The organism is Methylobacterium sp. AC690 (genome assembly GCF_979256535.1).
This window is the reverse complement of record NZ_CEEDOX010000030.1, coordinates 1-22680: the sequence shown is the minus strand read 5'-3', so window position 1 is coordinate 22680 and position 22680 is coordinate 1. Positions and strand designations below refer to the sequence as shown.

Genomic DNA, 22680 nt, shown 5'->3' with positions numbered 1-22680 from the left:
CGCATGAGCTTGTCCCTTGTGACTTGTTCACGGGAGCTGGCGGGCAACGCTGTAACTACGGAACCGTGTTCGGCACGCGCATCCGGCCGAGCCGCAGGGGCGGCCAAATAACGACTCGGGCTCGCAACCCATGGTACAAGTGTCGGCTTGCCCGCACTAGAGTGCTCGCGGTGCCCCCGTGTCCCGGATCAGCTCGCCATAAAGTTCATCGAACGATCAGCAGAACCCGAGGGCACCAGAGCCATCATGTCCGATAGCGGTCAGGTCGAGTGAATGAGCCGCATGATCGAAGATGCGATGGTCGAGCGATACTACTACGACCGCCACGCGCAGCTTTGGGCTCATCTGGCCTGTTTCGTCAGCGCCTCCAACTTCACTGCTCCCTAAAGAGGCTGCCATAATTCACGCCATGTATGGCCACCAGCCAAGCATGGTCCGTTGACCCTCTCACTTGAAGTTAGATTCGTTCCACCAGATTTTGCGGCCAAACAGTGAGATCGTAATTTTGTCAATTTTTAGAGCTCTATAACTTATAGGTAGGCAAAGGCGAAATTAGGTATGTCAGTTAAAACAGCTTCAAAAAACGCCCAAAGAGAGAGTTTTGAGGTATATGCTGGAGTAATAAGAGCATTGATGCTTCGTGACATGCGAACACGATTCGGAGGATCTTACTGGGGGTATGTTCTTGTAGTGCTTTGGCCCGTAGCGCATATTTTCGTTATGGTCGTTATAATGATATTCCGTAATCTTCCATCTCCAATGGGAAACAATCCAATCCTATTTGTTGCCACCGGTGCAGTTCCGGCCCTGATTTTTCAATACACTTCTCGTGAGGCCATGAAAGCTATTGTTGTAAACAGACCTTTAATGTATTACCCTCAAGTAAAAGCTTTTGACATCATGATAGCTAGGTTCATTGTTGAAACAATCAAAGGATTTCAAGGGCTTTTGATAATCTTGACGATATTATTTGCACTAGGTGTAAATCCTATGCCTGACGATCCGATGCTGGCAATTACCGGGTATTTGATGGCACTTCTCTTGGGTCTAGGAATGGGCGCAATAAACATAGGTATCATGTCAGTCTTTCAGGGGTGGCTATGGGCATACATAGTTATTACAGTTCTACTGTATGTCACCTCCGGCGTTTTTTTTCTTCCAAATATGCTTCCAGACGAGATATATAGTGTAATGAAATGGAATCCTGTGGTCCAAATTATTGAATGGGTTCGGCTAGCGTATGACCCTTCGCTTGGTGTTGTCGTTGATTATTACTATGTGATTTCTTGGGGATTTGGATCTTTATGCATAGGACTGGGGATGGAGCGGGCCGTCGTCCGAAGGTACTTATAACACTAAACCGAATTACTAGGCTAATTAAAGCTTCATCGAGTTTTTTTGGGCGAAACATAGTAATCGCTCCGCCGAGCAAGCGAGCTATCTATTTCGGCATGAACCAGATATACTTTATTCAAGATAAAGTTTAGGTCAGAGCAAACCGATCGTCTTTCTAATCTATAGATATTTTGATCAACAGGATAGATATAGCCGATCTTATTATTTGTTCGTCAAGTCAAAAAAAGATAGTCTCAGTTATTCGATTTATTACTGTGACTTTGTAAAGTGCACGTTGTGTCTCGCTTAGAAAAATAGGTCCGCTATTCATCTGTTAGAATAGCGCTATAGCTGTTAGGATAAAAATGATGAAAATTTTATATCTTGTGCTCGGCGGGGTGCTGTTCCTTGAAACGCCCGCATTGGCTCAAGACCGTTCACTGTCAACCTTGAGCTTCGAGGATGACGGTGGCGTTCGCTTGTCCGCCGATCTCCAGATCGGACGCTCCCAAAGCAGTGGGTTCATGGAATCGGGTTCGCGGGGCATTCGGGAGATAAACGCTGGGAACACACAATATGAGGGGGGCGTCGTTGCAGACTGTACGGGAGTTGGCGCTGGCACCGATAACGGACCCGCTCTGCGAGCAGCGTATGTTGCATGGATAGCAGCTGGCCCCGGTTCCGTTCTTCGGGTACCGGCCGGACGTTATCGTATCGCTACTTCGATCCCGATGGATCTGCAAGGCAAGGTTGGCATGATTTTTGATGCCTCTGACGCCACTTTTACCCCCGATGCAAAAGCGTTCCGCGTATTCGACTTCCACAATGGCAAGCAGTTGTTAATACGAGCTCGTTTTATAGAGGGCGGGCCGTTCAGGGGATGGACTTCGCGCGACCCTTATCCAGTCGATTATGGAGCAGTTGCTGACGTTGTGGAGGCCGGTGGACAAGAAGCGATCCGCATCTCTGGTATTGGGGGCTACACCGTTGATCTTACCGGACAAAACTACGCGGGTCGATTACTTCGGGTCGCGCATGCCCGAGCTGGCGAGATCGTAACAAGCGGTATCAAAGGAACGATAAAGACAAGCCGCGGGGATCGCCTCGATCTGCCGCGCGTTGGACAATCTATTTTTACTGATAATGGTGGAAATACATTCACGGGCTTTTGGGGGCATCTCGACAATCTACACAACGATTTTGATGCCTTCGGACCAGTCTGGCGGGACGTCAACGATGTTGCTGTAACCTACTTGGACGGGGCCTATGCCTATTCCGGCGTTGCTTTAAACGGGGTAGGAGTAGCGCAGTTCGGCATTATATATGTTGGCGACATTGACTCTAATCCCGCTAATAACCATGTAGAATTCGGTCCTTCTCCTGCAACTGGGCGGCAGCCCTATCGACTTGGTGTAGATCGGCTCACAATGTTAAATAAGGGCAATGGATTAAGTATACATGATACTGATCCTGCAGCTCCCGCGGCGTCAATATCCAATCTAACAATGGTTGGAGCTGGAAATAATTTAAAATTTGGAACTGCTCTGACGGTAAAAAACGCTAAGGGTGTGCGGGCAGACATCACTGCAGGGCCATTCGGCTATTCTGCAGTTGCGATCCTTGGAGCGGGTACTGACGACGTTCGTATCAATGTCAATAGCGCCGGTTTGTCTGGAAACTTTGTATATGTAGCTTCTGAAGTTTCAGGTCGAATCCAAATTGGGGGGCGGATGGCCGATCCCGTTCCAGGCAACTCAGCGCTTGTAATTGCCGGGAATACTCCTGTTCGATTGGACAACCTTGATCTGCTCGCGAGTAACGGTGCATCACTACTCAATATTGCTGTTATGGGGAACCGGATCCGCTGGGTATCAGGTTCAAAATCAGGCACATCACCCCTATACGCGAGGTATCAGCCTGCGTTTGTATCGCCGGCCGTTGATCTGCACCAGCAGGTTGTTGAATGATGTTGCTATCTGGAGGTGATAAAAAGGATTTGCTTTTCAACGTCGAAAGCGAGTTCCTGATTAACAGTTGAGCGATCAAATGAAGCGCTGTCGCGAGGTTTAACGGGCAGGATGGCGCAGCGCTTCGTCCTCCGCAAAAACTGACTTCGGTCTGAGATGTGAACACCGACACCCGGCCGCAGTACAACTGTGTGAGCCTGCACTTCTGAAAAGATCCTAGACGTTGTCTTAAATGACTCGGGCCATCCGAACACCTCGAGATACCCCCTTCGTACGGGATAATGTCGTAATTCCCCGATGTTTACGGCGTTTGGGAGACTCGGATGGGTCAGCCAGGGTTCTTCGATCTGTATGAGCGCTTTCATCGCCCGTCGGAGAACCGCGGCCCGCTGGTGCAACTAGCGGCTTCGATCGGACCCCTCGAGATACCCCTCCCGTGCAAACACCTCGAAGAATTGTGCAATGGCGAGGTTTGACCGTTTGATTGACCCCGCCCGTAGTTTCGGCGTCATTAGACTGGCGTTATGGCAGTCTGGCAGTGGTCATGAGGGGGCATAGGGTTCTCTCCAACCATTCCTCAGGCCGCCACCGGGCGGGCTTCGATCCAGAGAATGCCCCTGAGGTGGTAGACGAGATTGGCGAGCCTTATCTCAGCTCAGACTCGGGCTAGGCTTACGGTTTGCACAAACAGGCCGGAGCGGTGCTCCTGGTTGGCGAAAACTGTCTCGACGGCCGAACAGAACTTAAAGCGGGCGCGGTCGGCTTTGCGCTGCGCCGGCGTCAGATTACGACCCGGTCCTCATGTTCAAGATCCTGATCCTGCAGACGCTCTACACGCTGTCGGACGATGCGACAGAGTTCCAGATCCTGAACCGGCATTCGTTCATGCGGTTCCTAGAGCATTTTCCACGATGCCTGAGTCGTTGCGGCCAGGTGAGCGTTGATCTCTGAAGGTTCGTCAGGGAGATCGCTATGGCCCGTGCCTACAGTCACGATCTGCGTGTTCGCGTCCTGGACGCGGTGGAAGCAGGTCTGTCGCGCCGGGCCGCGGCCCTGCGTTATCGGGTCGGCGTCGCTACGGTGATCCGCTGGGCCGCGCATGCGACGATGACAGGAGAGACGCGGGCTCAGCGTCAGGGCCGTCCACCCGGTTCCAAGCTCGACGTGCATGAAGCCTTTCTGCTCGCCCTCACCGAGGAGAAGGACGACATCACGCTGGCCAAGATGCAGGAACGCCTGCGTACCGAGCGCAGCGTCTCGATCGGATTGGGCACGCTGTGGCGTTTCTTCGCCTGCCGCGCGGTGACGTGGAAAAAAAGTCAGCGCACGCAACCGAGCAGGATCGCCCCGATGTGGCCGCATCCCGTGAGGCGTGGTTTGCCGCGCAGCCCGACCTCGATCCTGAGCGCCTGGTCTTCATCGATGAGACGGGTCTCTCCACCCGCATGGCGCGCCTGCGCTCGGGCATCCCGCATGGCCATTGGCTCACGACGACGTTCGTTGCGGGCTCGGCGCCTGTCGGGGATGAGCGCGCCCATGGTGCTCGACGGACCGATGACGCGGGAGTGGTTCTTAGGCTGACGTCGAGCAGGTGCTCGCCACAACCCTCGGGCCCGGCGATACTGTCATCCTCGACAACCTCCCCGCCCACAAGGGCACCGCGATCCAGGCCGCCATCGAGGCCAGCGGCACACGGCTTCGCTTCCTGCCGCCGTACTCGCTCGACTTTAATCCGATTGAGATGGCCTTCGCCAAACTCAAGGCGCTGCTGCGCAAAGCGGCCGAGCGCACGGTCAATCGGCTGTGGACAGTCGTCGGCGATCTGCTCGACGCCTTTACACCAACCGAGTGCGTAAACTACTTCGCTGCCGCCGGCTACGATCCGGAGTAAGTGGAAAACGCTTTAGGGCCGAGGTTCGAGGATGCGGTAACGGATGCCAAGACCGTGTGGCTGTTCCGCGAACAGCTCACGCGGGACGGTGCCATCGACGCGCTGTTTGCCGCCTTCGACGCCCGGCTGAAGGGCAAGGGGAGTCTCGCGATGTCGGGCCAGATCATCGACGCCTCGATCATCGCGGCTCCGCGTCAACGCAACACCGATGACGAGAAGGCGGCTCTGAAGGCGGGCTGGATCCCGGACGGATGCGCAGCTCGATCGCAAAGAAGCTCGCACAGAAGGATCGCGATGCTCGCTGGACCCTGAGGCAGGCCAAGGCGCGACCAGAGAAGGGGGACGAATCGAAGGCCAAGGTAGAAATCGCCGTCCCGGTGTTTTGGTACAAGACGCACGTCTCGATCGACCGCAGGCACGGCTTCGTCCGCCGTTTCACCGTCACCAGCGCTGCCGCGCATAACCGGCCGCAGCTGGCCAACGTCCTCGATCCAGCCAATATGGCAAGCGACGTCTGGGCTGACACCGCCTACCGCTCACGGCCAACGAAACCCATCTGGCCAAACGGGGCCGGCGCTCGAAGATCCACTTCTGGCGACAGCCCGGCCGTAGGGCGGGCGTCCACCCTTCGATCTATCGGATCGCTTCAGTGCGGTGGCCAGCTTCGGTCGGAAAGCCTCGAAGTCGATCAGGGCCGCGAGTTTCACCAGCGGGTCGCCGTTCTCCGACAGACGCTGATAGCGCTCATCCAGATCGAAGAACCCTGGCTGACCCATCCGAGCCTCCCCAACCTCAACAGCAGCAGGGAATCACGACACCGTCCCGCAAGGAATGAGTGTTTCAAGGTGTTCGACTGGTGGCGGCAGGCCTGGGTGACAGTGAGTCGAGGGAAGCTCGCTGAGGGTGGTGAATGGAGAAGGTCGTCGTTCTCTTGCCATCAAGATGATATTCCGTCCTCTCGTTCGTATAGGGCTTTGAAAGATTTCAAACCGAATTGGTTCCCTACTATATCATCGGATATACGCAATAAAATTCGATGCATCAACAATTCTAATATTTCTTCTACGCTAGTCATATCAAAGCGCGGCCTACGATAATGGGTGGGTAAATAATATTTCCATAGCTATTTTGGCCCCTTCAACAGTATAATTAGCTAAATAATAGGCTCGTAAAGGCATTTTTACGGACGATATCCAGTGTTAATAACCGCTGTCAAACATTGTGTTTATAGCTTCAGCAGACGCATAAATTTTCTTTGCAATTACTCTTTTGCTTTGACCATTGTTCAAGCGCTGTGCCCATACCACCGAGTCTTTATCCAGTTCCCTTCCTAGAACAATATAGTACAGTTCTCGGAGAAATTCATCGGCTGAAAAGCTACGATCAAACTTGTGGAACCAGTCAATAGTTTTGGATGCCTTGATGGACAGCTTTTTCCCATCTGTGGTAACCTTAATAGATGTGAAACCAGCAATTCTACCCATAACTTCTACGCCATCAAATGATCTAAGCTTTTGTTCTAATTTGTCGAGACTATTTCCTTTTCTGATCTGAAATTCTATAGAACCTCCAGATTTTAGCATGTCTGCCACTGTTAGTAAGTTGTATAGTATTCTTCCCCTCGCATCTGAGTCTATAAAACTACCGGCGTTGATGTGGCGGTATTTCCCGATAATATTGTCTCTTCTAAAATCATAAGGTGAGAGCCAGTAAACATTGTCAAATTCTGGACTAATTTGAACCAAAAATCGATTTTTTGAAATATATTTCCCAGTTGATATAGCTTTATCTATAAAGTATGGGTATTTCGTTACGTACCTCTTCGTCAAATACTTGGCTTTGTAAACCCCCCATGACAGATAAGAGTTCAGATTTTGAAGACCGGATTTATCCGGTTCTTTAGTCGCATGTGAAAATTCTCCAGTCTTAGACTCAATCAAATTTCTTTTACTGATGACATACTCATCCAACAGAGCGATATAGCCTAATTTCTGTTTAATTGAACTGAGTCGAACGCTTTCTAGTGACAATGAGAAGCCGCGCTCCATATCCCTGGCTGCCGCCTCCCATGTTTGACTGGTTGAAACTTCGGTTACGTCGGTTATCCAAGGAGTTTCATTTAGTGAGAAATCTACCATTTCTTCTGTCGTCTCAAACAGATATATATTCGCTGCGTTGATAGATCTCTTTTTGATTTCTTCGAAAACCGGCAGTTTTCGAGCAACTACTGGCACCTTATGAGCTAGAGATTTGACGATAGGTAAACCAAAACCTTCATAGAAAGAGGGGAACAGTATTATGCTTGCGTTCCCGTATAGGGCATCAACCTCCTCTTCAGAAAGATTTCCGGAAGCATATCCAGTTACTCCCGCAATATCATGAATCTCCAGACCTAGAACCACAATTTTAGGACGGCTGATATGTTTTTCTAGAATTCTGATAGTGTTAGACAAGTTTTTATGGATATATTTGTTTCCAATTACTAGAATGTGTTTTTGGCCATTAGTTAGATTTTTAGGATGCCGTCTATAGTCCTCTTCACTAGTTGAGCATAGAGACACAAAACTTACTTCAGATTGTGCATCTGGAAATCGTCTGAGAAATTGATCTTTTGAGAAATCTGAATTAAAACCGACTATTGAGGAAATTTCTAGCATCCTTGTCCACATGTCCTCTAGCCCGTATACGTCTAGATTTATGCAATCCATCGCTATTGTATCAAGCATCAAGTATCCCGAAATGGGGGCGGACTTCGCCATTTTGATCATTTGCGCGTAATCAAATGGCTGTCCGATGCGAAAACTTATAGCGAATAAGACGTCGTGTTGTATATCATCATATAGTATAGTGGCACCCTTCATGAGATCCAGCCGATGAAATTTAGCAGCTGATCTTTCGCAAGTAATGAATATGTTGTATTTATTGGAAAATTGACGCACAAAGGCTTTCATCAGAGCTGATGCGTGCTCAAAAGTTCCATTATAGTACTCGCCAAAATGCCCGCAGTCAAAATTCAGATTAAGTTGATTGTTAATGGTCGGCAATATATTAGACAGTAATAATTGAGATTTGTATTCTATGCCATTGAAAAACCGGCTAATAGCAGTTTTGTACTCAGGGTATCGTGCGTCGAGAATTTTCCTGTTCCGTATTTCGCGATCGTTTTTGCCCTCGCCAGTCAACCCGAATGAAACGCTGCCAAGATGGTAGACAAAGGCTTTATTTGCTAATACTGCTCTATAACCAGCTCTATTGGCGCGCATAATAAAATCGTTTTCTTCGTTGTAACCAGCTCGATAAATTTCATCAAATAAACCAAATTCTTGTATTACTGTAAGTTTGATATATAGACAAAATCCAACAGCTGTCGGCACGTAAGTCGTTTGAGGAAGATAATCAGATATGAAAGAATGCGCTGCTAGAGCACGCTCGAAATCGTAGTTTCTGAAAGCACTCGCGTAAGGAGAGTTGCATATTGTTGCATTGTTTGACCGCGGGCTGACGACAGAAATCAAAGGATCTCGGTAAGCTACATCTCGCATTTCCTTAATGGCCCCCTTTGTCAGCAGGGCGTCAGAGTTGAGTAGTAACACGTCCTTGTAATTCGTGATAGCTAAACCCAGGACTTTGTTAACTGACTTGATGAAACCTTCATTTGATTCGTTTTGGATGATTCGATATTTAAATTTGTGGAATTTGTCTGTTAATACGGATTTAATTGCGTTGTCTAATAAAATAAAGTTTGGAGAATCGTTGACGAAGATAACTTCGGCTGATGTTTCAGAGATTTCTTCCGCCACGGCATCTAAACTGCCGACAAGGCCCACAATAAGCTCTGGAGCTTTGTATAGCGGAATGATGATATATAAGCCTGTTTGCACGGTTCAACCTTAAGATCGATAGGATTTAGTAGAAAATTCTGCTATATTTTGGGTGTATGCTCGGGGGTTTGTCTGTTCCGTATGAATGTAATTTTCAACATCAGTTCACTCGTAATATGGTTTGCGAGTTCTGCGCTTTTGTTATGTCGATTATGAGGTTTATATTGCGCGCTACGCAAGATTATTGTGAAACGAAGCGTTGTGCATTTAAGTAAATTGGCATATATAACGCTCTGATATCTCCATAAATATGCCTGATGCTCTTATTTTAGGAGTAGTGATCGCATGAGTTGTGAGTCCCTAGTAAAGGAATTCGTTCCCTCGGCAAAGCTGAGAGATACTTTGGCGTACTGCAAGCGTCGAACGGTCGCTACCTTAGCATAGGTGCATGTGATGGTACACTGGTTGCGGAACGCTATCTATTCGATGCTCTGAGATAGGTCATTTCAGTTGTATCAATGCTCAAAATAGAACAACAAATTTGGTTTGGCTAGTATCAATGATCGCTCTATTCTAATAAAATAAATAAATACCGGAACGATCATTGCCGAAAAAATTCTTCTGAGAAGTTTTAATCCTTGTCTTAATCAATCCTTGAACCACGGCTGCCGCATCACCATTGAACATCGAAGCTATGTGTCGATAGGTGGACGAGAATCTGATGTTAACTATCGACCAGAAGCGTATTATAAAATTAGAGTTTAAGGATCCGGTTTCGATTGAGGACAATATTATGTTTAATCAGATCTATGATATGTTTTTTTCGATTTTAGGAACGTACCGTGGAATTGTGATTTTGGACGGCGATTATCTCGCGCCAACAGAGTTGCGCGTGTACGAGTCACTTAATTTGTTGCGTTTTTGTCTTGGCCGAAGAGCGGTCCCCGAGGTGTGACCCGAGACGCACTAGAGCGGTTTTAGCTTACTTCGGGTCGTAACCGGCGGCAGCGAAGTAGTTTGCGCACCCGATTGGGGTGAAGGCGTCGAGCAGATCGCTGACGACAGTTACGGGCTTGCGCCTGTCGGGTATGAACGCGCCCATGCTGCTCGACGGGGCAACGACGCGAGACTGGTTCCTTGCCTACGTCGAGCAGGTGCTCGCCCCAACCCTCAGGCTCGGCAAGACCGTTACCCTCGACAACCTGCCCGCCCAGAAGGGCGCTACAATCCAGACCGCCATAGAGGCCAACGGGGCACAGCTTCGCTTCCTGCCGCCGTACTCGCCCGACTTCAATCCATGTTTGGATGGCTCCTGCGGGTCAAGGATGTCGGATCGGTTTAGGTGATAAGGTCGGTTGCGGCCATTTATACGGCGTTTCATCTGCAGCGGGATTGCTGCGCGCTCTGATAGAGTCCGCTTGGAGAGCAGGTCACACTCAATCGAGCGCGCTCGAAGCGCTTCGGATTGATCGGGGTGTCCTGGTTCTTCCTCTCCGTTTGTTCGCCATCACCTCACGTCGCCCTGACCGTTCGTTTAGCCGTTCAAGCGGTGGTCGCCCGCGGCTGGTACCCTGAGCCGTCCCTGAGGACAGCGAAGATCGTTCTTGCCATGCGATGTGCCAACGCGATGGCAACGACTTTCGTCTTCTTCCGGGACAGCATGTCGGATAGCCAGTCCTGTCTCGCGCCGCATCTGGATCTCACCATAATCTGCGATATGGCGCCCAGATACAGCAGCCGTCGAATATACCGGTTGCCCATCTTCGAGATCCGCCCGATCCTTTGTTTGCCACCGGTGGAATGCGGCTTGGGGGTCAGGCCGAGCCAGGCGGCATAGTCCCTCGCACAGTCGAAGTTGCCGACTTCCGGTGTCGTCGCTGCGATGATCGTCGCCGAAAGCTTGCCAACGCCTGGGAACGTCGCCAGACGCTGGCTCGTCTCGCTTTGGGCGTGGATCGCTTCGATCTCGCCCGTCAACTGCTCGATCCGCGTGTCGGTGTCGACCATTTGCTCGAAGAGCAGGCTGACAGGCAATCGGGCCGCTTCCGGCAGCTGATGCATTTGCGTTCGCAGCCGGTCGACGTTCTGCGCCCCTGTCGCTGCGATGACGCCGAACTCCGTCATGTGGGCGCGGATCGCGTTGCCAATCTGCGTGCGCTGGCGGATCAGAAGATCCCGCGTGCGGTGAAGAATCAGGACCGACGAGCAGGCTTCGCTCTTCACCGCGACAAACCGCATGGAGGGACGCGTGGCCGCTTCACAGATGGCCGCCGCGTCGGCTGCGTCCGTCTCCCCGCGCTTCACGTAAGACGGCGGCATCAGCCGAACGTCATGACCCATACCCTGAAGCCTGCGCCTCCAGTCGTGAGCGCCTCCGCAAGCCTCCATGCCGATGAGACAGCGCGGCTGCTTCTCGAAGAGAGCAAGCAACTGGCTTTGATCGAGTTGGCGACGCACGAGAACACGACCGCTCACGTCAACACCGCGGATTTGGAAAATACTCTTCGCTAGTTCGATACCGACCGTAACAAGCTTGGACACGAGTGGCTCCTCAGCTTGAGGCGACAACATCCCGACTTTGCTCCAACGCAACGCAAGGAGCAGGAGCCATCCACGCCATCAATTGAGATGGCTTTCGCAAAGCTCAAGGCGCTGCTGCGCAAAGCGGCCGAGCGCATGGTCGAAGGCTCAGCACTGTCGTCGGCGATTTTCTCAACGCCTTCGCCCCAACCGAGTGCGCAAATTACTTCGCTGCCGCCGGTTACGACCCGGAGTAAGTAGAAACCGCTCTTGGTACGCCCCTCCCGGGCCCATCACTACATCTCCGCGACCGTCGTGCCGGGCGTAGCCGATCCCAGCATCCCGGTGGCGACACAGACCGCCACCGGTAACATCGAGTGACCGAGCAACGCCCGGCGTCGCTTGGGTTGTCAACGCCGTTCTGGAAGCTCAGCACCGCCGTGTCCGGTGCCAGGAACGGAGCGATCGTCCGGCAGACCGTCTCAGTGTCACCGGATTTGACGCAGAACAACATCACCTCGGTGCCGGCCATCTCGGCCGCTCCGGTCGTGGCTTGCAGGTGCACCGCCTCCTACCCAGCCCCGGTCTCCAGGAGTAGGCTGCGCCTGGATCGCATACATGTGGACCGCCCGTCCGACCAAGGTGACCATGGCCGCGGCCTGCGCCAGCAGGGCGCCGTAATAGCACCCCACCGACCCCGCCCCCATCACGGCGATCTTCATCCTGTCGTCTTACTCTCCGTGATCCTGGCGGAAGGCTTACGGGAGGGCGCTACTCAGAGCCAGATGATGCCCCGCCACAATGTGGCCGTGGCCAAAATGCAATTGACCTGCGGTTAATTCTATCTCTCCGGCCTTCGATTTGCTGCAGCATCAGTTCCGGTCCTTGATGGTACCGCCTCTCAAACCCATCGCGATACCAATCAGGAAGGAGGCACCAGTTAAGCTTGGAAAGGTTGTATGCTATATCCCTCTGATTTAAACCTCTGCGACCCCGTCGGCGACTAGTAAATCCTGCTTGGCATCAGGTACTAACTGCGAGATCTGCGCGAACCATCTCCTCGACCAGATTGGGAAATGGCACGGTGTGCATCCAGCCGAGCTTCTCTCGGGCCTTCGTTGGATCGCCAAGCAGCTGGTCGACCTCCGTCGGTCGAAAGTAGACCGGGTCGATCTTGACGAGCACTTGGCCGGTCTTGGCGTCGAGGCCCTGCTCCTCGACCCCCTCCCCCTGCCACGCGATCGTCCGGCCGACCACGGCGAAGGCGCGCTCGACGAACTCTCGCACGGAATGCATCTCGCCGGTGGCCAGCACGTAGTCGTCGGGCACCTCCTGCTGCAGGATGCGCCACATCCCCTCGACGTAGTCGCGGGCATGCCCCCAGTCGCGCATGGCGTCGAGGTTGCCGAGGTAGAGCGTGGGCTGCAGTCCAGCCTCGATCGCCGCCACCGCACGGGTGATCTTGCGGGTGACGAAGGTCTCGCCGCGCGTCGGGCTCTCGTGGTTGAACAGGATGCCGTTCGAGGCATGCATGCCGTAGGCCTCGCGGTAGTTCACCGTGATCCAGTAGGCGTAGAGCTTGGCCACCGCGTAGGGGCTGCGTGGATAGAACGGCGTGGTCTCGCGCTGGGGCACCTCCTGGACCTTGCCGTAGAGCTCGGAGGTCGAGGCCTGGTAGAAACGCGTCTTCTGGCTCAGGCCGAGGATCCGGATCGCCTCCAGGAGGCGCAGGGTGCCGATGGCGTCGGAATTGGCGGTGTATTCGGGGGTCTCGAAGCTGACCTGGACGTGGCTCTGGGCGCCGAGGTTGTAGACCTCGTCCGGCAGGGTCTCCTGCATGATCCGGATCAGGTTGGTGGCATCGGTCAGCTCGCCGTAATGCATGTGGAAGTCGGTCGGCGCGAAGCGGGGATCCTCGTAGAGGTGATCCACCCGCCCGGTGTTGAAGGACGAGGACCGGCGCTTGATGCCGTGGACGATGTAACCCTTCTCGAGCAACAGGGCCGCCAGATAGCCGCCATCCTGTCCCGTGACGCCCGTGATCAGAGCCGTTTTCTGTGTCGTGGACATGCGTCGCTCCTAGGGGGTCGCAGGGAATGGAGGGGTTGCCGGCGCGCCGCAACCTTGCGGTCGCGCGGTGGAGGCCCTGTCAGGCCTCGGGATGATGGTGGCGGAACCAGGCGTAGGCATCCGCGATCCCGGCGCGCAGGTCGATCCGCGGCTGCCAGCCGAGAGCCTCCAGGCGGGTGGTGTCGAGGCGCTTGCGCGGCGTGCCGTCCGGCTTCGTGGCGTCGAAGAGCAACTGCCCCTGCCAGCCCAAGACCTCGGCGATCGTCTCGGCCAGTTCGCGGATGGTGAGTTCCTGGCCGGAGCCGACATTGATCGGCCCTTCGCCGGAATACGCCTTCATCAGGTGAACGCAGGCGTCGGCGAGATCATCCACGTGCAGGAACTCGCGGTACGGCGTGCCCGTCCCCCAGAGCGTGATGGTCGGGAGGTGATGGCGCTTGGCCTCGTGCACCTTGCGCAAGAGCGCCGGCAACACGTGGCTGCCCTGGAGATCGTAATTGTCCGCCGGCCCGTAGAGGTTGGTCGGCATCGCCGAGATGAAGTCGGCCCCGTGCTGGCGGCGATAGGCCTGGCACAGCTTCAGCCCGGCGATCTTGGCGATGGCATACCATTCGTTGGTCGGCTCAAGCGGTCCGGTGAGGAGTGCGTCCTCCGCCATCGGCTGGGGCGCCATCTTCGGGTAGATGCAGGAGGAGCCGAGGAACAGGAGCTTCTCGACACCCACAGCGTGGGCGCTCTGGATGAGGTTCGCCTCGATCATGAGGTTGTCGTAGAGGAAGTCGGCCGGGGCGCTGTCATTGGCGGCAATGCCGCCGACCTTGGCGGCGGCCAGGAAGAGCGCTTGTGGCCGTGCCGCCGCCATCCAGTCCTCGACCGCGGCCTGCCGGCGCAGATCCACCGTGTCCCGCCCAAGGGTGAGGACGGTGCAGTCCTCCGAGGCCAGCCGCCGCACGAGGGCCGATCCGACCATCCCTCGATGGCCCGCGACGAGGACGCGCTTGCCGGAAAGATCATAGGTCGGGTTCATCGGTCAGCCGGATCCTTCAGGATGTCTCGAAAAGTAGGCCTCGACCTCGGCCCCGGAAGTCCACTTGGCGCGGGCGCGTGGGCACCGTGCAGACCCTGCCGGAACACGCGCCCTTGTTGTTCATCGCTGCGAGACACGAAACGCCAGCGCCGGCAGGTCAGTCCCAGCGATGACGAGTCAAACCCGCTTCATGAAACGCCTAACCGGTGAGCCGTGTCATGACCAGCGCGACGTCCCTGCACGATCGCTTGATTGAGCCGGTATCTCTCTGAGAGAACACGGTCTGGAATGGCGTTCTGCAGTGCGAAGCTGCGATCGCGCGCGTTCATCGCGGCGATGGCCGCCTCCGGATCCGGGTGCAGATCGATCCCGAAGCGCTCCGCCCAGAATCGCCCCTTGATCGCTGAGACGGCATCCTGCTGCGTCATGATAGAACCCCCAAGGGAGCCAGCAACGGATCCTCGCACCGGGCGCCCCTACACGGATTGAAGCCACAGGCTGCAGTGATCCAGCTCATTTAAGTTCCCACACCCGTATCGGCCATGCCGGGTATGGCGAGCTTTTGTCCGCGATGCCGGTAGATGTTGCTATGTTTGCGCCAGACGCTGCTGCAAGCCATAGGGTCGCCGCGAAGGACTCGAGGCTCGAAGGGCGGTTCCGTACTAAGGTCTTACTGTTCGACGGGGGCTAGTGCCGCCGCGTGCTGGACGAGTACAACCCGGCGGCTTAAAGCTTTCCGGCGTAACCTCGCCTGGGCTCGGCTCAGGACAAACCTGGCCCCTCCAGCGCCCGAACCAGCGCCGTCAGCGCCTGATTCACCGGCGTGGCGATGCCGGCGGCCTCGCCTCTCCGCAGGATGATCCCGTTGAGATGGGCGATCTCGCTCGCCCGGCCCCGGGCGAGATCCTGCGCGGTGGAGGAGATCTGGTCCGGCATGGTCGCCGCGAGGGCGAGGACCTGGGCCAGGATGTCGGGCGCCACCGCGATGCCCGACGCGTGCGCGACGGCGACGCATTCGGCGACGAGATCCGTCATCACGGCCGCGATGCCAGGCACCGCGAGCAGGCGGCCGTAGGGCAGCCGCGTGATCGCCGAGAGGGCGTTGTAGGCGCAGTTGACGATCAGCTTGCCCCAGAGGGCGTCGAGGGCGCGGTCTGAGACCTCCGTCGGGATACCGGCGGCCGCGAAGAGCGCAGCCACCTCGGCGCTGCGGGGGAACGGGCCCATCACCACATCGCCGCGGCCGTAATGCCGGACGTGACCGGGGCCCGGCATCCCGGTCGCGACGTAGACCGCCACCGGCACCACCGGCCGGCCGAGCACCGCCTGGAGCCGCTCGGGGTTGTCGACGCCGTTCTGGAAGCTCAGCACCGCTGCATCGGGCGTCAGGAACGGGGCGATCGTCCGGCCGACCGTTTCGGTGTCACCGGACTTGACGCAGAACAGCACCACGTCGGCGCCGGCCACCCCCGCCGCCTCGGTCGTGGCCCGCAGGCGTACGGCGCCCTGCCCGGTCGCGGTTTCCAGGATCAGGCCGCGCGCCTGGATCGCGTCCACGTGGACCGCCCGTCCGACCAGGGTGACGGTGGCCCCGGCCTGCGCCAGCAGGGCGCCGTAATAGCACCCGACCGACCCCGCCCCCATCACGGCGACCTTCATCCCGTCGTCTCCCTGTGCGTGATCCAGGGTGGAGGCTTACGGGAGGGCAACGCCCAGGGCCAGCCGATGTCCGAGCCCGGTTTCAGTTCGCCAACCCGGTTTCAGGCCGCCAACCCGGTTTCAGGCCGCCAGCGCAAGCGCGTCGCTGCCGGCGAGGCTCTCGGTCAGGAAGGTGATGAGGGGGCGCATGAGTTCGCCCGCGCGGTCCTCGCCGATCACCGTGACCTCGGTCATCGGCAGGGCGGGCCAGAGCTCGGGGGCCTGCAGGATCCGAAGACCCTCCTGCACGAAGGAGCGGCCGAGCAGGGTGACCCCGAGGCCGCCGGCCACCGCCGCCTGGACACCCATCAGGCTGCTCGCCGTGCAGGCGGCGACCCAGTCCCGGCGGACCGAGTCGAGTGCCGTGATCATCAGGTCGCGATAGCTGCAGGGGGCGGCTAGCATCACCAGGCGCGCGGGCTGATTGAAATCCGGCTGGTGGTCGGCCGCCGCGAGCCAGACCAGGGGCTCGCGCCAGATCACCCGGCCGCGGGGGGCGGCGCCGCTGCGCTTGGCGATGACCGCATCGAGCCGGTCGGCGTCGTAGGCCTCCAGGAGGGTGCAACTCAGGCCCGTCATCAGGTCGATATGCACGCCGGGATGCAGGCGGCCGAACCGGGCCAGCAGCTTCGGCAACTGCCCGGGGATGAAGTCTTCCGAGACGCCGAGGCGCAGGGTCCCGGAGGCCGGTGGGGCACGGCAGGCGCGCAGCATCGCGTCGTTGAGTTCCAGGATCTGCCGGGCGGACACCAGGAGGCGCTCGCCGTCGCGGGTGAGGCCGAGGCGGCGGCTGGTCCGGTCGAAGACGCGCTTGCCCAGGATCTCCTCCAGGCGCAGCACCTTCTGGCTCACCGCGGATTGCGAGCGATGCACCACGTCGGCCGCCGCGGTGAAGCTGCCGGTCTCGGCCACGGCCACCAAGGCCCGCAACAGGTCGATCTCAAGGTCCGGATGACGCATGGTGCAGTTGTCCAGCGGCGGCAAAGGCGATTGTCTATCAGGAATTCGAGTGGATCGCACCGCGGCGTCGCCTCCACAGGTACGACTGATCGGTCCTGCAGCCACCCGGAACACCGGCCGCGTCCGCCACCTTGCCGTCGAAAGCAGGCGCATCACGGCAGCGAGGTGACGATGGGACAGGGTTACGACATGGCGTTCGGCATCGGCTTCGTCGCCGGACTGCGCAGCATGACGGCCTGCGCGGCGCTGAGTTGGGCTGCTGCGGCGGAGCGCACGCGCGGCGGCGCCATTCCGAGTGGTCCCGCGGCGCGCAGCCTGGCGACGGCGGCGGCGCTGGCCGAGATGGCCGGCGACAAGATGCCCTTCGCGCCCGATCGCCGGATCCCGCCCTCCTTCGCGGCCCGGCTGGCAATCGGCGCCGTGGGTGGGTGGGCGCTGTCCGGCCGGCGGGCGGCGCCGGGGGCGGGCGCGCTGGCCGGCATGGCCGGCGCTGTGGCCGGTACCCTCCTGGGTCGGGCCGCCCGGGGGCCGGACGTGCGGCAGTCCGGCGGGCTGGCGCGGGGGCTGGCCGAGGATGCGGTCGCGGCCGGGCTCGCCGTCCTGATCGTCCGCGCGGCCGAGCGCCAGCCGCGCGACGCCTGATCGCCGTTTCGCCCGCTTGCGACCGCTGGAAGAGCGGGCCTGCGCATCCTCCCGACGGCGAGGCAGAGCGTGGGGCGACGATTCGCGTCGTTCGAGGCCGGGAGCCCGAGGCCTCTCGGCTTCAATCCCAGCCCTCTGCGAGGTGGCCGAGACGCTGCAGAAAATCCGTCGCGTGACGGAACCACGCCAACATCACGACGTTACGCGCGTGCGGGGCTCGATGGCCCGCGATCAGGGCGTCGGCCTGCAGGTCCGGCGTCCCTCGTCATCACGTTGCTCAACGGAGGATGTGGTCATGAGGACTTACGATGTGTCACCCCTGTTCCGGTCCTCGGTCGGCTTCGACCGGCTGTTCGACCTGCTGCACCAGGCCGAGCGGGTCGAGGCCTCGACGGCCTGGCCGCCCTACAACATCGAGAAGGCGGCCGAGGATAGCTATCGCATCACCATGGCGGTGGCCGGCTTCACGCCGGACGAGATCGACCTCGTCCAGCACGACACCACCCTGCTGGTCTCCGGCCGGTCGACGGGTCCGGAGGGCGAGCGCCAGTATCTCCACCGCGGGATCGCGTCTCGGTCGTTCCGACAAACCTTCAACCTCGCCGAGCACGTCACCGTCCTCGGCGCGTCGCTCGAGAACGGGCTGCTCACCGTCGACCTGAGGCGCGAGGTTCCCGAGGCCCTGAAGCCGCGCCGCATCGCCATCGGCGGCGCCCAGGGCACCGTCGGACAGGACAACGCGCCGGCCCGGATCGCGGAGGCCGAGCCGGGGGAAACGCAGGAGCCCGGCGCGCGGAGCGCCGAAGGCGCACGGACAGGCGACAGCGCTCGCGGCCGGGGACAGCCTGAGGCCGCCTGATACCCTCCCCGGTCCCCGGGCGATCCGAGCTTGGCCCCGTTCGGATATCCGATTCCCCCGCGGACCCGGGGCGCCGTGACGACCTCCGGGCCGGCGAAAAACCTTTGGACGTCAACCATGCTGATGGAGCGAGCCATGAGTGTGAGAGACCTTCTTCCCTGGACGCGCAACGCGGGCGACGCCGGGCCGGGCCCGATGCGGACCGAGCCGCTGAGCCCCGTCCTGACCCTCCACCGTGAGATGAACCGCCTGTTCGACGACGTCTTTAGCGGCCTGAACGGCGCGTCCACCCTCGGCCGAGGCGGCGTCAGCTGGCCCAGCGTCGATTACGTCGAGACGGACGAGGGCCTGCGGGTCTCGGCCGAACTGCCGGGTCTCGACGCGAAGGATGTCGAGGTGCTGATCGAGGACGGTGTCCTCACCCTGCGCGGCGAGAAGCGCTCGGAGACGAGCGACGCGGCCCGCGGCTACACGGAGCGCACCGACGGCCGCTTCGAGCGGACGATCGCACTGCCCTTCGCGGTCGCGGCGGACAAGGCGGAAGCCGCCTTCCGGCACGGCGTGCTCAGCGTCACGCTGCCCCGCTCGGCCCAGGTCCCGGCCTCGGCGCGCCGCATCGCGATCACCGGCGGCGCGCAGACCGGGACGGCCCATTGAGCGGCGCCCGAGCCCGGGGGGCCTGACGCGGCGGGCGCGCACGCTCGGGTCGCGCCCGCCGATCCGGGACTTCCGGAGAAATCCCGGTTCCCCGAAAGACCTCTGCTCACCGAAAAACCCTTGCTCACCGAGAGGAGGATGTCATGCAGCTGTCGGACACGACCATCGAGCGCCTGGGGCCTTTGGCCTCGGCGACCCTGCGGGCGGCGGCCGTCGATCCCTTCGAGGCCTTCGTCGCGCCGGGCGACGTCTTCCGGCACCCGCGCGAAGTGCTGACCTATCCGGGCCTGTCGCTCGCCGAGAAGCGCGCCATCCTGGCCTCCTGGGCCTCGGATTCGCGCGCCGTCGAGTCCTGTCCGGCCCTGCGCTGCCTCGAGGGCTGCCGGGCCGAGCCGGTGCCCCTCGACGCGGTGCTGGCCGCGCTCCAGGCCCTGGACGCGGGGCCGGTGACGGGGGCTTGCGGCCTCGCGGGCGACGGCGCACGGGCGGACGGCCTGAACTGAGGGCGGGGTGCGGGATGCCGACCTTTCCGCGCAAGACCCCGCGCCATCGCCCGGATCCGTCGCGGCGGGCCGGCCCTCCGCGCTCAGGCGCCGGGGCGACGCGCCTCGTCGACGGGGCCGCGACCACGGGCCTCTGCGTCGGGCTCGCCGCGCTCCTGCGGGTGTGGCCGGCCGGGCCCATTCCGGCGGGAGCGATCCTGACCGGGCTCCTGGCGAGCGCCGGCTACCTTTGGCTCGCCGTGGCGATCACCGAGGACGATGCAGGCGGCGATCCCCGCCGCGCGACGGGCTGGGATGTATCCGCCTGGAATGTGACCGCTTGGGATGTGGCGCTGGTGCTCCTCGCCGCGAGCGTCGCGGTGCAGGCCACGGCCCCGCTCGGCGCGTGACGGGAGCGGAACCGCCACGTCGCCTGAACGCCATCGTTTCAGCCGCCCCTTCCCCGAAGGTGCCACACGGGCCTGCGGGCCCGCGCGGTACCCCCCAACGGGCGACCGTCGGGTCTCTGCCGGTCTCGCCGCCGCTGATGGCGGGACGGGAGCAAGCCGAACCCGCCGACCCTCCCGCGCCTTGCCGCGGCCCTGGCCCGCCTTGCCGCGGCCCGGGCCGTCCGGGGCCACGATGGGCGCCTGGATGGGCAGGACCCCACGGACAGCCGGGCGTTGCGACCGGGGCCGGGCCGCGTCGCGGGCTGCGCCGCCGGCCCGTGGGTCCGGCGGCGGGGCGCCTAGTCGTAGGGGTCGTAGGCCGGTCCGTAGCCGTAGCCCACCGGACGCGGGCCGAAGCGGCGCGGGCCGTAGAATCCGTCCCGATCCACCACCACGTCGCGGACCACGGGCCGCGGCCGATACACCACCGGCGGCTCCTCGATCACCTCGCGGACGATTCGGCGCGGCACCACCACGGGGCGCTCGACCACGACCTCCCGGACGACCTCGCGGGGCGGGACGACGATGCGCCGCTCCACGATCGTGCGGCGGGTCACCACCGTCTCGGGCGCCTCGTAGGCGTCGTAACCGTAATCGGCGGCCCGGGCGGCGGAGGGGCCCAGCAGCGTCCCGGAGACGAGTCCGGCCGCGGCGAGGCCGGCCCATGCGATCTGTCTCATGCTCGCTCATCCTTTCGTCATCGAACAGGGCCGCGCGGAGATCGGCCATGCCCGGTAACGCGAAGGGGCGGCATTTGGCCGACTCGCTCCGGCGCGATCAGTCGAAGACCCGCTTCAGTCGAAGACCTGCTTCAGTCGAAGACCTGCTTCAGTCGAAGACCTGCTTCAGTCGAAGACCTGCTTCAATCGATGACCTCGACCACCCGCCGGGTGCCCGGCTCGACCAGCACCGGATGGTCGTTGACGATGGTGTAGTTGTAGCCCTTCAGCGCGAACTCGGAGGGAACGTCGTAGTAGACCACCCCATCCTCGGGCAGCACCGCGCCGACCCGGACGGCGCCCGGATAGGCGTAGGACGGGCGACGCTCGGCGCTGGCGTAGATCCGGAAGCGCTCGCGCCGGTCGACCCCCAGGATGCCGTTGGCCGTGCCGACGGCGGCGCCGATCGCGCCGCCCACCACCGCGCCGAGGGGGCCGGCCGCCAGCTCGCCCCGCGCGGCCCCTTCCTGCGCGCCCTGGACGAGGCCTTGCGCCTGGACCGGACCGAGGCTCGCCAGGACGAGGGCCGAGGCGGCGGCGAGGATCTTGAGGGTCATGGGTCGGGTCTCCGGTGCGGATGGATGCGGCTGCGAGCGGGCAACGCGGCCCGCCGCGTCCGGTGCCCACGATGCGACCGACAAGGCGGACCCGTGTCGCGCCGGACACAGGGGCGTCACGAGTCGGATCCATGAGGAAGCCGGCATGGTTCGGCGACGCCGCCGGCCTGCGACGAGGCTGGCGGCGCAGGTCTCCCGACGCGCGCGTCACCCGATCACCAGGCAGGGACACGAAGAGCGATGGCGGCCGTCGAGACGATCGAAGCGCTGGAGCGCATCTACGGAGACCTCGGCGCCGTCGGGGAGGCCTCGACGACCAAGGTGGCCGACCACATCACACCGGATTACGGGCGCTTCATCGCGGTCGCGCCCTTCGTCGCCCTGGCGACCGTCGGCCCGGAGGGGCTGGACTGCTCGCCGCGCGGCGATGTTCCGGGCTTCGTCCGCGTCGCCGATCCCCGCACACTGATCCTGCCGGACCGGCGCGGCAACAACCGGATCGACAGCCTGCGCAACGTCGTGCGCGACCCGCGGGTCGGGCTGATGCTCCTCATCCCGGGCGTCGGCAACGCCTTGCGGGTCAACGGCCGGGCCGTGGTCGAGGACGATCCGGCTCTGCTCGCCAGCTTCGCGGTCGACGGCAAGGCGCCGCGCACCGCCCTCGTGATCACCGTGGGCGAGGTCTACTTCCAGTGCGCGCGCGCCCTCATTCGCTCGGGCCTGTGGCGCGCGGACAGCCACGTCGACCCGAAGACCCTGCCGACGCCCGGCCGGATCCTGGCCGGGCTCAGCGAGGGCCGGGTCGGCGGCGACGCCTACGATGCGGCCTGGGCCGAGCGGGCGCGGCAGACGATGTGGTGACCGCCGGGCAGGGGTCCGCCGGGCCCCGCGGATGTGAATCCGCACCGCGCCTGGCCGGCTTGGCGCTGATGATGCATCAGAGCCGCGCTCCGTCTTGAAGTCTCTCGCCCTAAAGTCCCCCGGACCTGATGATCGCCCTCCCCCCGCCCCGCCGCGCCACCGAAC

At 60.0% G+C, this 22680-nt stretch carries 20 protein-coding genes and 4 pseudogenes; 13 read left to right on the top strand and 11 right to left on the bottom strand.

The genetic code is table 11. The features are described 5' to 3' along the window. Positions 1-558: 558 nt before the first annotated feature. The 5 genes and pseudogenes from AC0IY1_RS24000 to AC0IY1_RS23980 all read left to right on the top strand — a co-directional run bounded on the left by AC0IY1_RS24000 (position 559) and on the right by AC0IY1_RS23980 (position 5505). A complete protein-coding gene (locus AC0IY1_RS24000) occupies positions 559-1353 on the top strand; it encodes an ABC transporter permease (RefSeq protein ID WP_471773007.1) in 795 nt (264 codons plus the stop codon). 347 nt (positions 1354-1700) lie between these two features. Then, entirely contained in the window at positions 1701-3302 is a 1602-nt protein-coding gene (locus AC0IY1_RS23995; RefSeq protein ID WP_471773004.1) for a hypothetical protein, read from the top strand. A gap of 786 nt (positions 3303-4088) precedes the next feature. Then, positions 4089-4199: pseudogene (locus AC0IY1_RS23990) on the top strand (transposase); the annotation flags it as partial. 75 nt (positions 4200-4274) lie between these two features. Beyond that, a pseudogene (locus AC0IY1_RS23985) lies at positions 4275-5193 on the top strand (IS630 family transposase). Then, the gene (locus AC0IY1_RS23980; RefSeq protein WP_471773002.1) at positions 5194-5505 is read left to right on the top strand and encodes a hypothetical protein; all 312 of its coding nucleotides are present in this window, start codon (positions 5194-5196) and stop codon (positions 5503-5505) included. Between the two features lie 887 nt (positions 5506-6392). Here AC0IY1_RS23980 and AC0IY1_RS23975 read toward each other — a convergent pair. After that, a complete protein-coding gene (locus AC0IY1_RS23975; protein WP_471773000.1) occupies positions 6393-9074 on the bottom strand; it encodes a glycosyltransferase in 2682 nt (893 codons plus the stop codon). A gap of 974 nt (positions 9075-10048) precedes the next feature. Here AC0IY1_RS23975 and AC0IY1_RS23970 point away from each other — a divergent pair. Next, complete coding sequence (locus AC0IY1_RS23970) at positions 10049-10360, top strand: transposase (RefSeq protein ID WP_471772997.1); 312 nt, start codon at positions 10049-10051, stop codon at positions 10358-10360. A 196-nt stretch (positions 10361-10556) separates the two neighbouring features. Here the strand turns inward: AC0IY1_RS23970 and AC0IY1_RS23965 are convergent, their stop codons facing one another. Next, a complete protein-coding gene (locus AC0IY1_RS23965) occupies positions 10557-11555 on the bottom strand; it encodes an IS110 family RNA-guided transposase (RefSeq protein WP_471772994.1) in 999 nt (332 codons plus the stop codon). Between the two features lie 66 nt (positions 11556-11621). Between AC0IY1_RS23965 and AC0IY1_RS23960 the strand changes: the two are divergent. Then, positions 11622-11791 (top strand): annotated as a pseudogene (locus AC0IY1_RS23960) (IS630 family transposase); the annotation flags it as partial. 155 nt (positions 11792-11946) lie between these two features. On the opposite strand, the pseudogene AC0IY1_RS23955 reads toward AC0IY1_RS23960, so the two are convergent. The 7 genes and pseudogenes from AC0IY1_RS23955 to AC0IY1_RS23925 form a co-directional block, all read right to left on the bottom strand. Next, positions 11947-12093 (bottom strand): annotated as a pseudogene (locus tag AC0IY1_RS23955) (ketopantoate reductase family protein); the annotation flags it as partial. Further along, positions 12023-12241 carry a 2-dehydropantoate 2-reductase N-terminal domain-containing protein gene (locus AC0IY1_RS23950; RefSeq protein ID WP_471773019.1) on the bottom strand — a complete coding sequence of 73 codons (219 nt, stop codon included), beginning with the start codon at positions 12239-12241 and terminating at the stop codon, positions 12023-12025. The gene AC0IY1_RS23950 and the pseudogene AC0IY1_RS23955, both read right to left, overlap by 71 nt. Positions 12242-12557: 316 nt before the next feature. Further along, positions 12558-13604, bottom strand: coding sequence for a GDP-mannose 4,6-dehydratase (gene gmd, locus AC0IY1_RS23945; RefSeq protein WP_471772992.1), 1047 nt, complete (start codon positions 13602-13604; stop codon positions 12558-12560). A 79-nt stretch (positions 13605-13683) separates the two neighbouring features. Then, positions 13684-14631 carry a GDP-L-fucose synthase gene (gene fcl, locus AC0IY1_RS23940; protein ID WP_471772990.1) on the bottom strand — a complete coding sequence of 316 codons (948 nt, stop codon included), beginning with the start codon at positions 14629-14631 and terminating at the stop codon, positions 13684-13686. Positions 14632-14819: 188 nt separating this feature from the next. Beyond that, positions 14820-15059 carry a hypothetical protein gene (locus tag AC0IY1_RS23935; RefSeq protein ID WP_471772988.1) on the bottom strand — a complete coding sequence of 80 codons (240 nt, stop codon included), beginning with the start codon at positions 15057-15059 and terminating at the stop codon, positions 14820-14822. Between the two features lie 334 nt (positions 15060-15393). Next, a complete protein-coding gene (locus AC0IY1_RS23930; protein ID WP_471772985.1) occupies positions 15394-16290 on the bottom strand; it encodes a ketopantoate reductase family protein in 897 nt (298 codons plus the stop codon). Between the two features lie 120 nt (positions 16291-16410). After that, positions 16411-17289: a LysR substrate-binding domain-containing protein gene (locus AC0IY1_RS23925; protein WP_471772982.1), complete on the bottom strand. Its 879-nt coding sequence runs from the start codon at positions 17287-17289 to the stop codon at positions 16411-16413. A 171-nt stretch (positions 17290-17460) separates the two neighbouring features. Here AC0IY1_RS23925 and AC0IY1_RS23920 point away from each other — a divergent pair, with 171 nt between their 5' ends. From AC0IY1_RS23920 to AC0IY1_RS23900, 5 genes are all read left to right on the top strand, one after another. Continuing rightward, on the top strand, positions 17461-17931 hold the full coding sequence (locus AC0IY1_RS23920; RefSeq protein WP_471772980.1) for a hypothetical protein: 471 nt from the start codon (positions 17461-17463) through the stop codon (positions 17929-17931). A 295-nt stretch (positions 17932-18226) separates the two neighbouring features. Continuing rightward, positions 18227-18790: an Hsp20 family protein gene (locus AC0IY1_RS23915; RefSeq protein WP_471772978.1), complete on the top strand. Its 564-nt coding sequence runs from the start codon at positions 18227-18229 to the stop codon at positions 18788-18790. A 135-nt stretch (positions 18791-18925) separates the two neighbouring features. After that, positions 18926-19447 carry an Hsp20/alpha crystallin family protein gene (locus tag AC0IY1_RS23910; protein ID WP_471772977.1) on the top strand — a complete coding sequence of 174 codons (522 nt, stop codon included), beginning with the start codon at positions 18926-18928 and terminating at the stop codon, positions 19445-19447. Between the two features lie 143 nt (positions 19448-19590). After that, positions 19591-19950, top strand: a complete 360-nt coding sequence (locus tag AC0IY1_RS23905; protein WP_471772976.1) for a hypothetical protein — start codon at positions 19591-19593, stop codon at positions 19948-19950. A 14-nt stretch (positions 19951-19964) separates the two neighbouring features. Next, on the top strand, positions 19965-20339 hold the full coding sequence (locus AC0IY1_RS23900; protein ID WP_471772973.1) for a hypothetical protein: 375 nt from the start codon (positions 19965-19967) through the stop codon (positions 20337-20339). A 338-nt stretch (positions 20340-20677) separates the two neighbouring features. Here AC0IY1_RS23900 and AC0IY1_RS23895 read toward each other — a convergent pair whose 3' ends face one another. Both AC0IY1_RS23895 and AC0IY1_RS23890 read right to left on the bottom strand, forming a co-directional pair. Then, a complete protein-coding gene (locus AC0IY1_RS23895) occupies positions 20678-21058 on the bottom strand; it encodes a hypothetical protein (RefSeq protein WP_471772971.1) in 381 nt (126 codons plus the stop codon). Positions 21059-21240: 182 nt separating this feature from the next. Beyond that, positions 21241-21654 (bottom strand): DUF1236 domain-containing protein, encoded by a 414-nt coding sequence (locus tag AC0IY1_RS23890; RefSeq protein ID WP_471772969.1) that lies wholly within the window; start codon positions 21652-21654, stop codon positions 21241-21243. A 240-nt stretch (positions 21655-21894) separates the two neighbouring features. On the opposite strand from AC0IY1_RS23890, the gene AC0IY1_RS23885 reads away from it, so the two are divergent. Continuing rightward, positions 21895-22515: a pyridoxamine 5'-phosphate oxidase family protein gene (locus tag AC0IY1_RS23885; RefSeq protein WP_471772968.1), complete on the top strand. Its 621-nt coding sequence runs from the start codon at positions 21895-21897 to the stop codon at positions 22513-22515. Positions 22516-22680: the final 165 nt, after the last annotated feature.

Bases quoted from the DNA above. Each gene is read 5' to 3' on its own strand.
- AC0IY1_RS23895 (WP_471772971.1), bottom strand. From the start codon at position 21,058: ATGAGACAGATCGCATGGGCCGGCCTCGCCGCGGCCGGACTCGTCTCC.
- AC0IY1_RS23905 (WP_471772976.1), top strand. From the start codon at position 19,591: ATGCAGCTGTCGGACACGACCATCGAGCGCCTGGGGCCTTTGGCCTCG.
- gmd (WP_471772992.1), bottom strand. From the start codon at position 13,604: ATGTCCACGACACAGAAAACGGCTCTGATCACGGGCGTCACGGGACAG.
- AC0IY1_RS23925 (WP_471772982.1), bottom strand. From the start codon at position 17,289: ATGCGTCATCCGGACCTTGAGATCGACCTGTTGCGGGCCTTGGTGGCC.
- AC0IY1_RS24000 (WP_471773007.1), top strand. From the start codon at position 559: ATGTCAGTTAAAACAGCTTCAAAAAACGCCCAAAGAGAGAGTTTTGAG.
- AC0IY1_RS23915 (WP_471772978.1), top strand. From the start codon at position 18,227: ATGAGGACTTACGATGTGTCACCCCTGTTCCGGTCCTCGGTCGGCTTC.
- AC0IY1_RS23885 (WP_471772968.1), top strand. From the start codon at position 21,895: ATGGCGGCCGTCGAGACGATCGAAGCGCTGGAGCGCATCTACGGAGAC.
- AC0IY1_RS23935 (WP_471772988.1), bottom strand. From the start codon at position 15,059: ATGACGCAGCAGGATGCCGTCTCAGCGATCAAGGGGCGATTCTGGGCG.
- AC0IY1_RS23900 (WP_471772973.1), top strand. From the start codon at position 19,965: ATGCCGACCTTTCCGCGCAAGACCCCGCGCCATCGCCCGGATCCGTCG.
- fcl (WP_471772990.1), bottom strand. From the start codon at position 14,631: ATGAACCCGACCTATGATCTTTCCGGCAAGCGCGTCCTCGTCGCGGGC.
- AC0IY1_RS23890 (WP_471772969.1), bottom strand. From the start codon at position 21,654: ATGACCCTCAAGATCCTCGCCGCCGCCTCGGCCCTCGTCCTGGCGAGC.
- AC0IY1_RS23920 (WP_471772980.1), top strand. From the start codon at position 17,461: ATGGGACAGGGTTACGACATGGCGTTCGGCATCGGCTTCGTCGCCGGA.
- AC0IY1_RS23950 (WP_471773019.1), bottom strand. From the start codon at position 12,241: ATGGGGGCGGGGTCGGTGGGGTGCTATTACGGCGCCCTGCTGGCGCAG.
- AC0IY1_RS23995 (WP_471773004.1), top strand. From the start codon at position 1,701: ATGATGAAAATTTTATATCTTGTGCTCGGCGGGGTGCTGTTCCTTGAA.
- AC0IY1_RS23910 (WP_471772977.1), top strand. From the start codon at position 18,926: ATGAGTGTGAGAGACCTTCTTCCCTGGACGCGCAACGCGGGCGACGCC.
- AC0IY1_RS23930 (WP_471772985.1), bottom strand. From the start codon at position 16,290: ATGAAGGTCGCCGTGATGGGGGCGGGGTCGGTCGGGTGCTATTACGGC.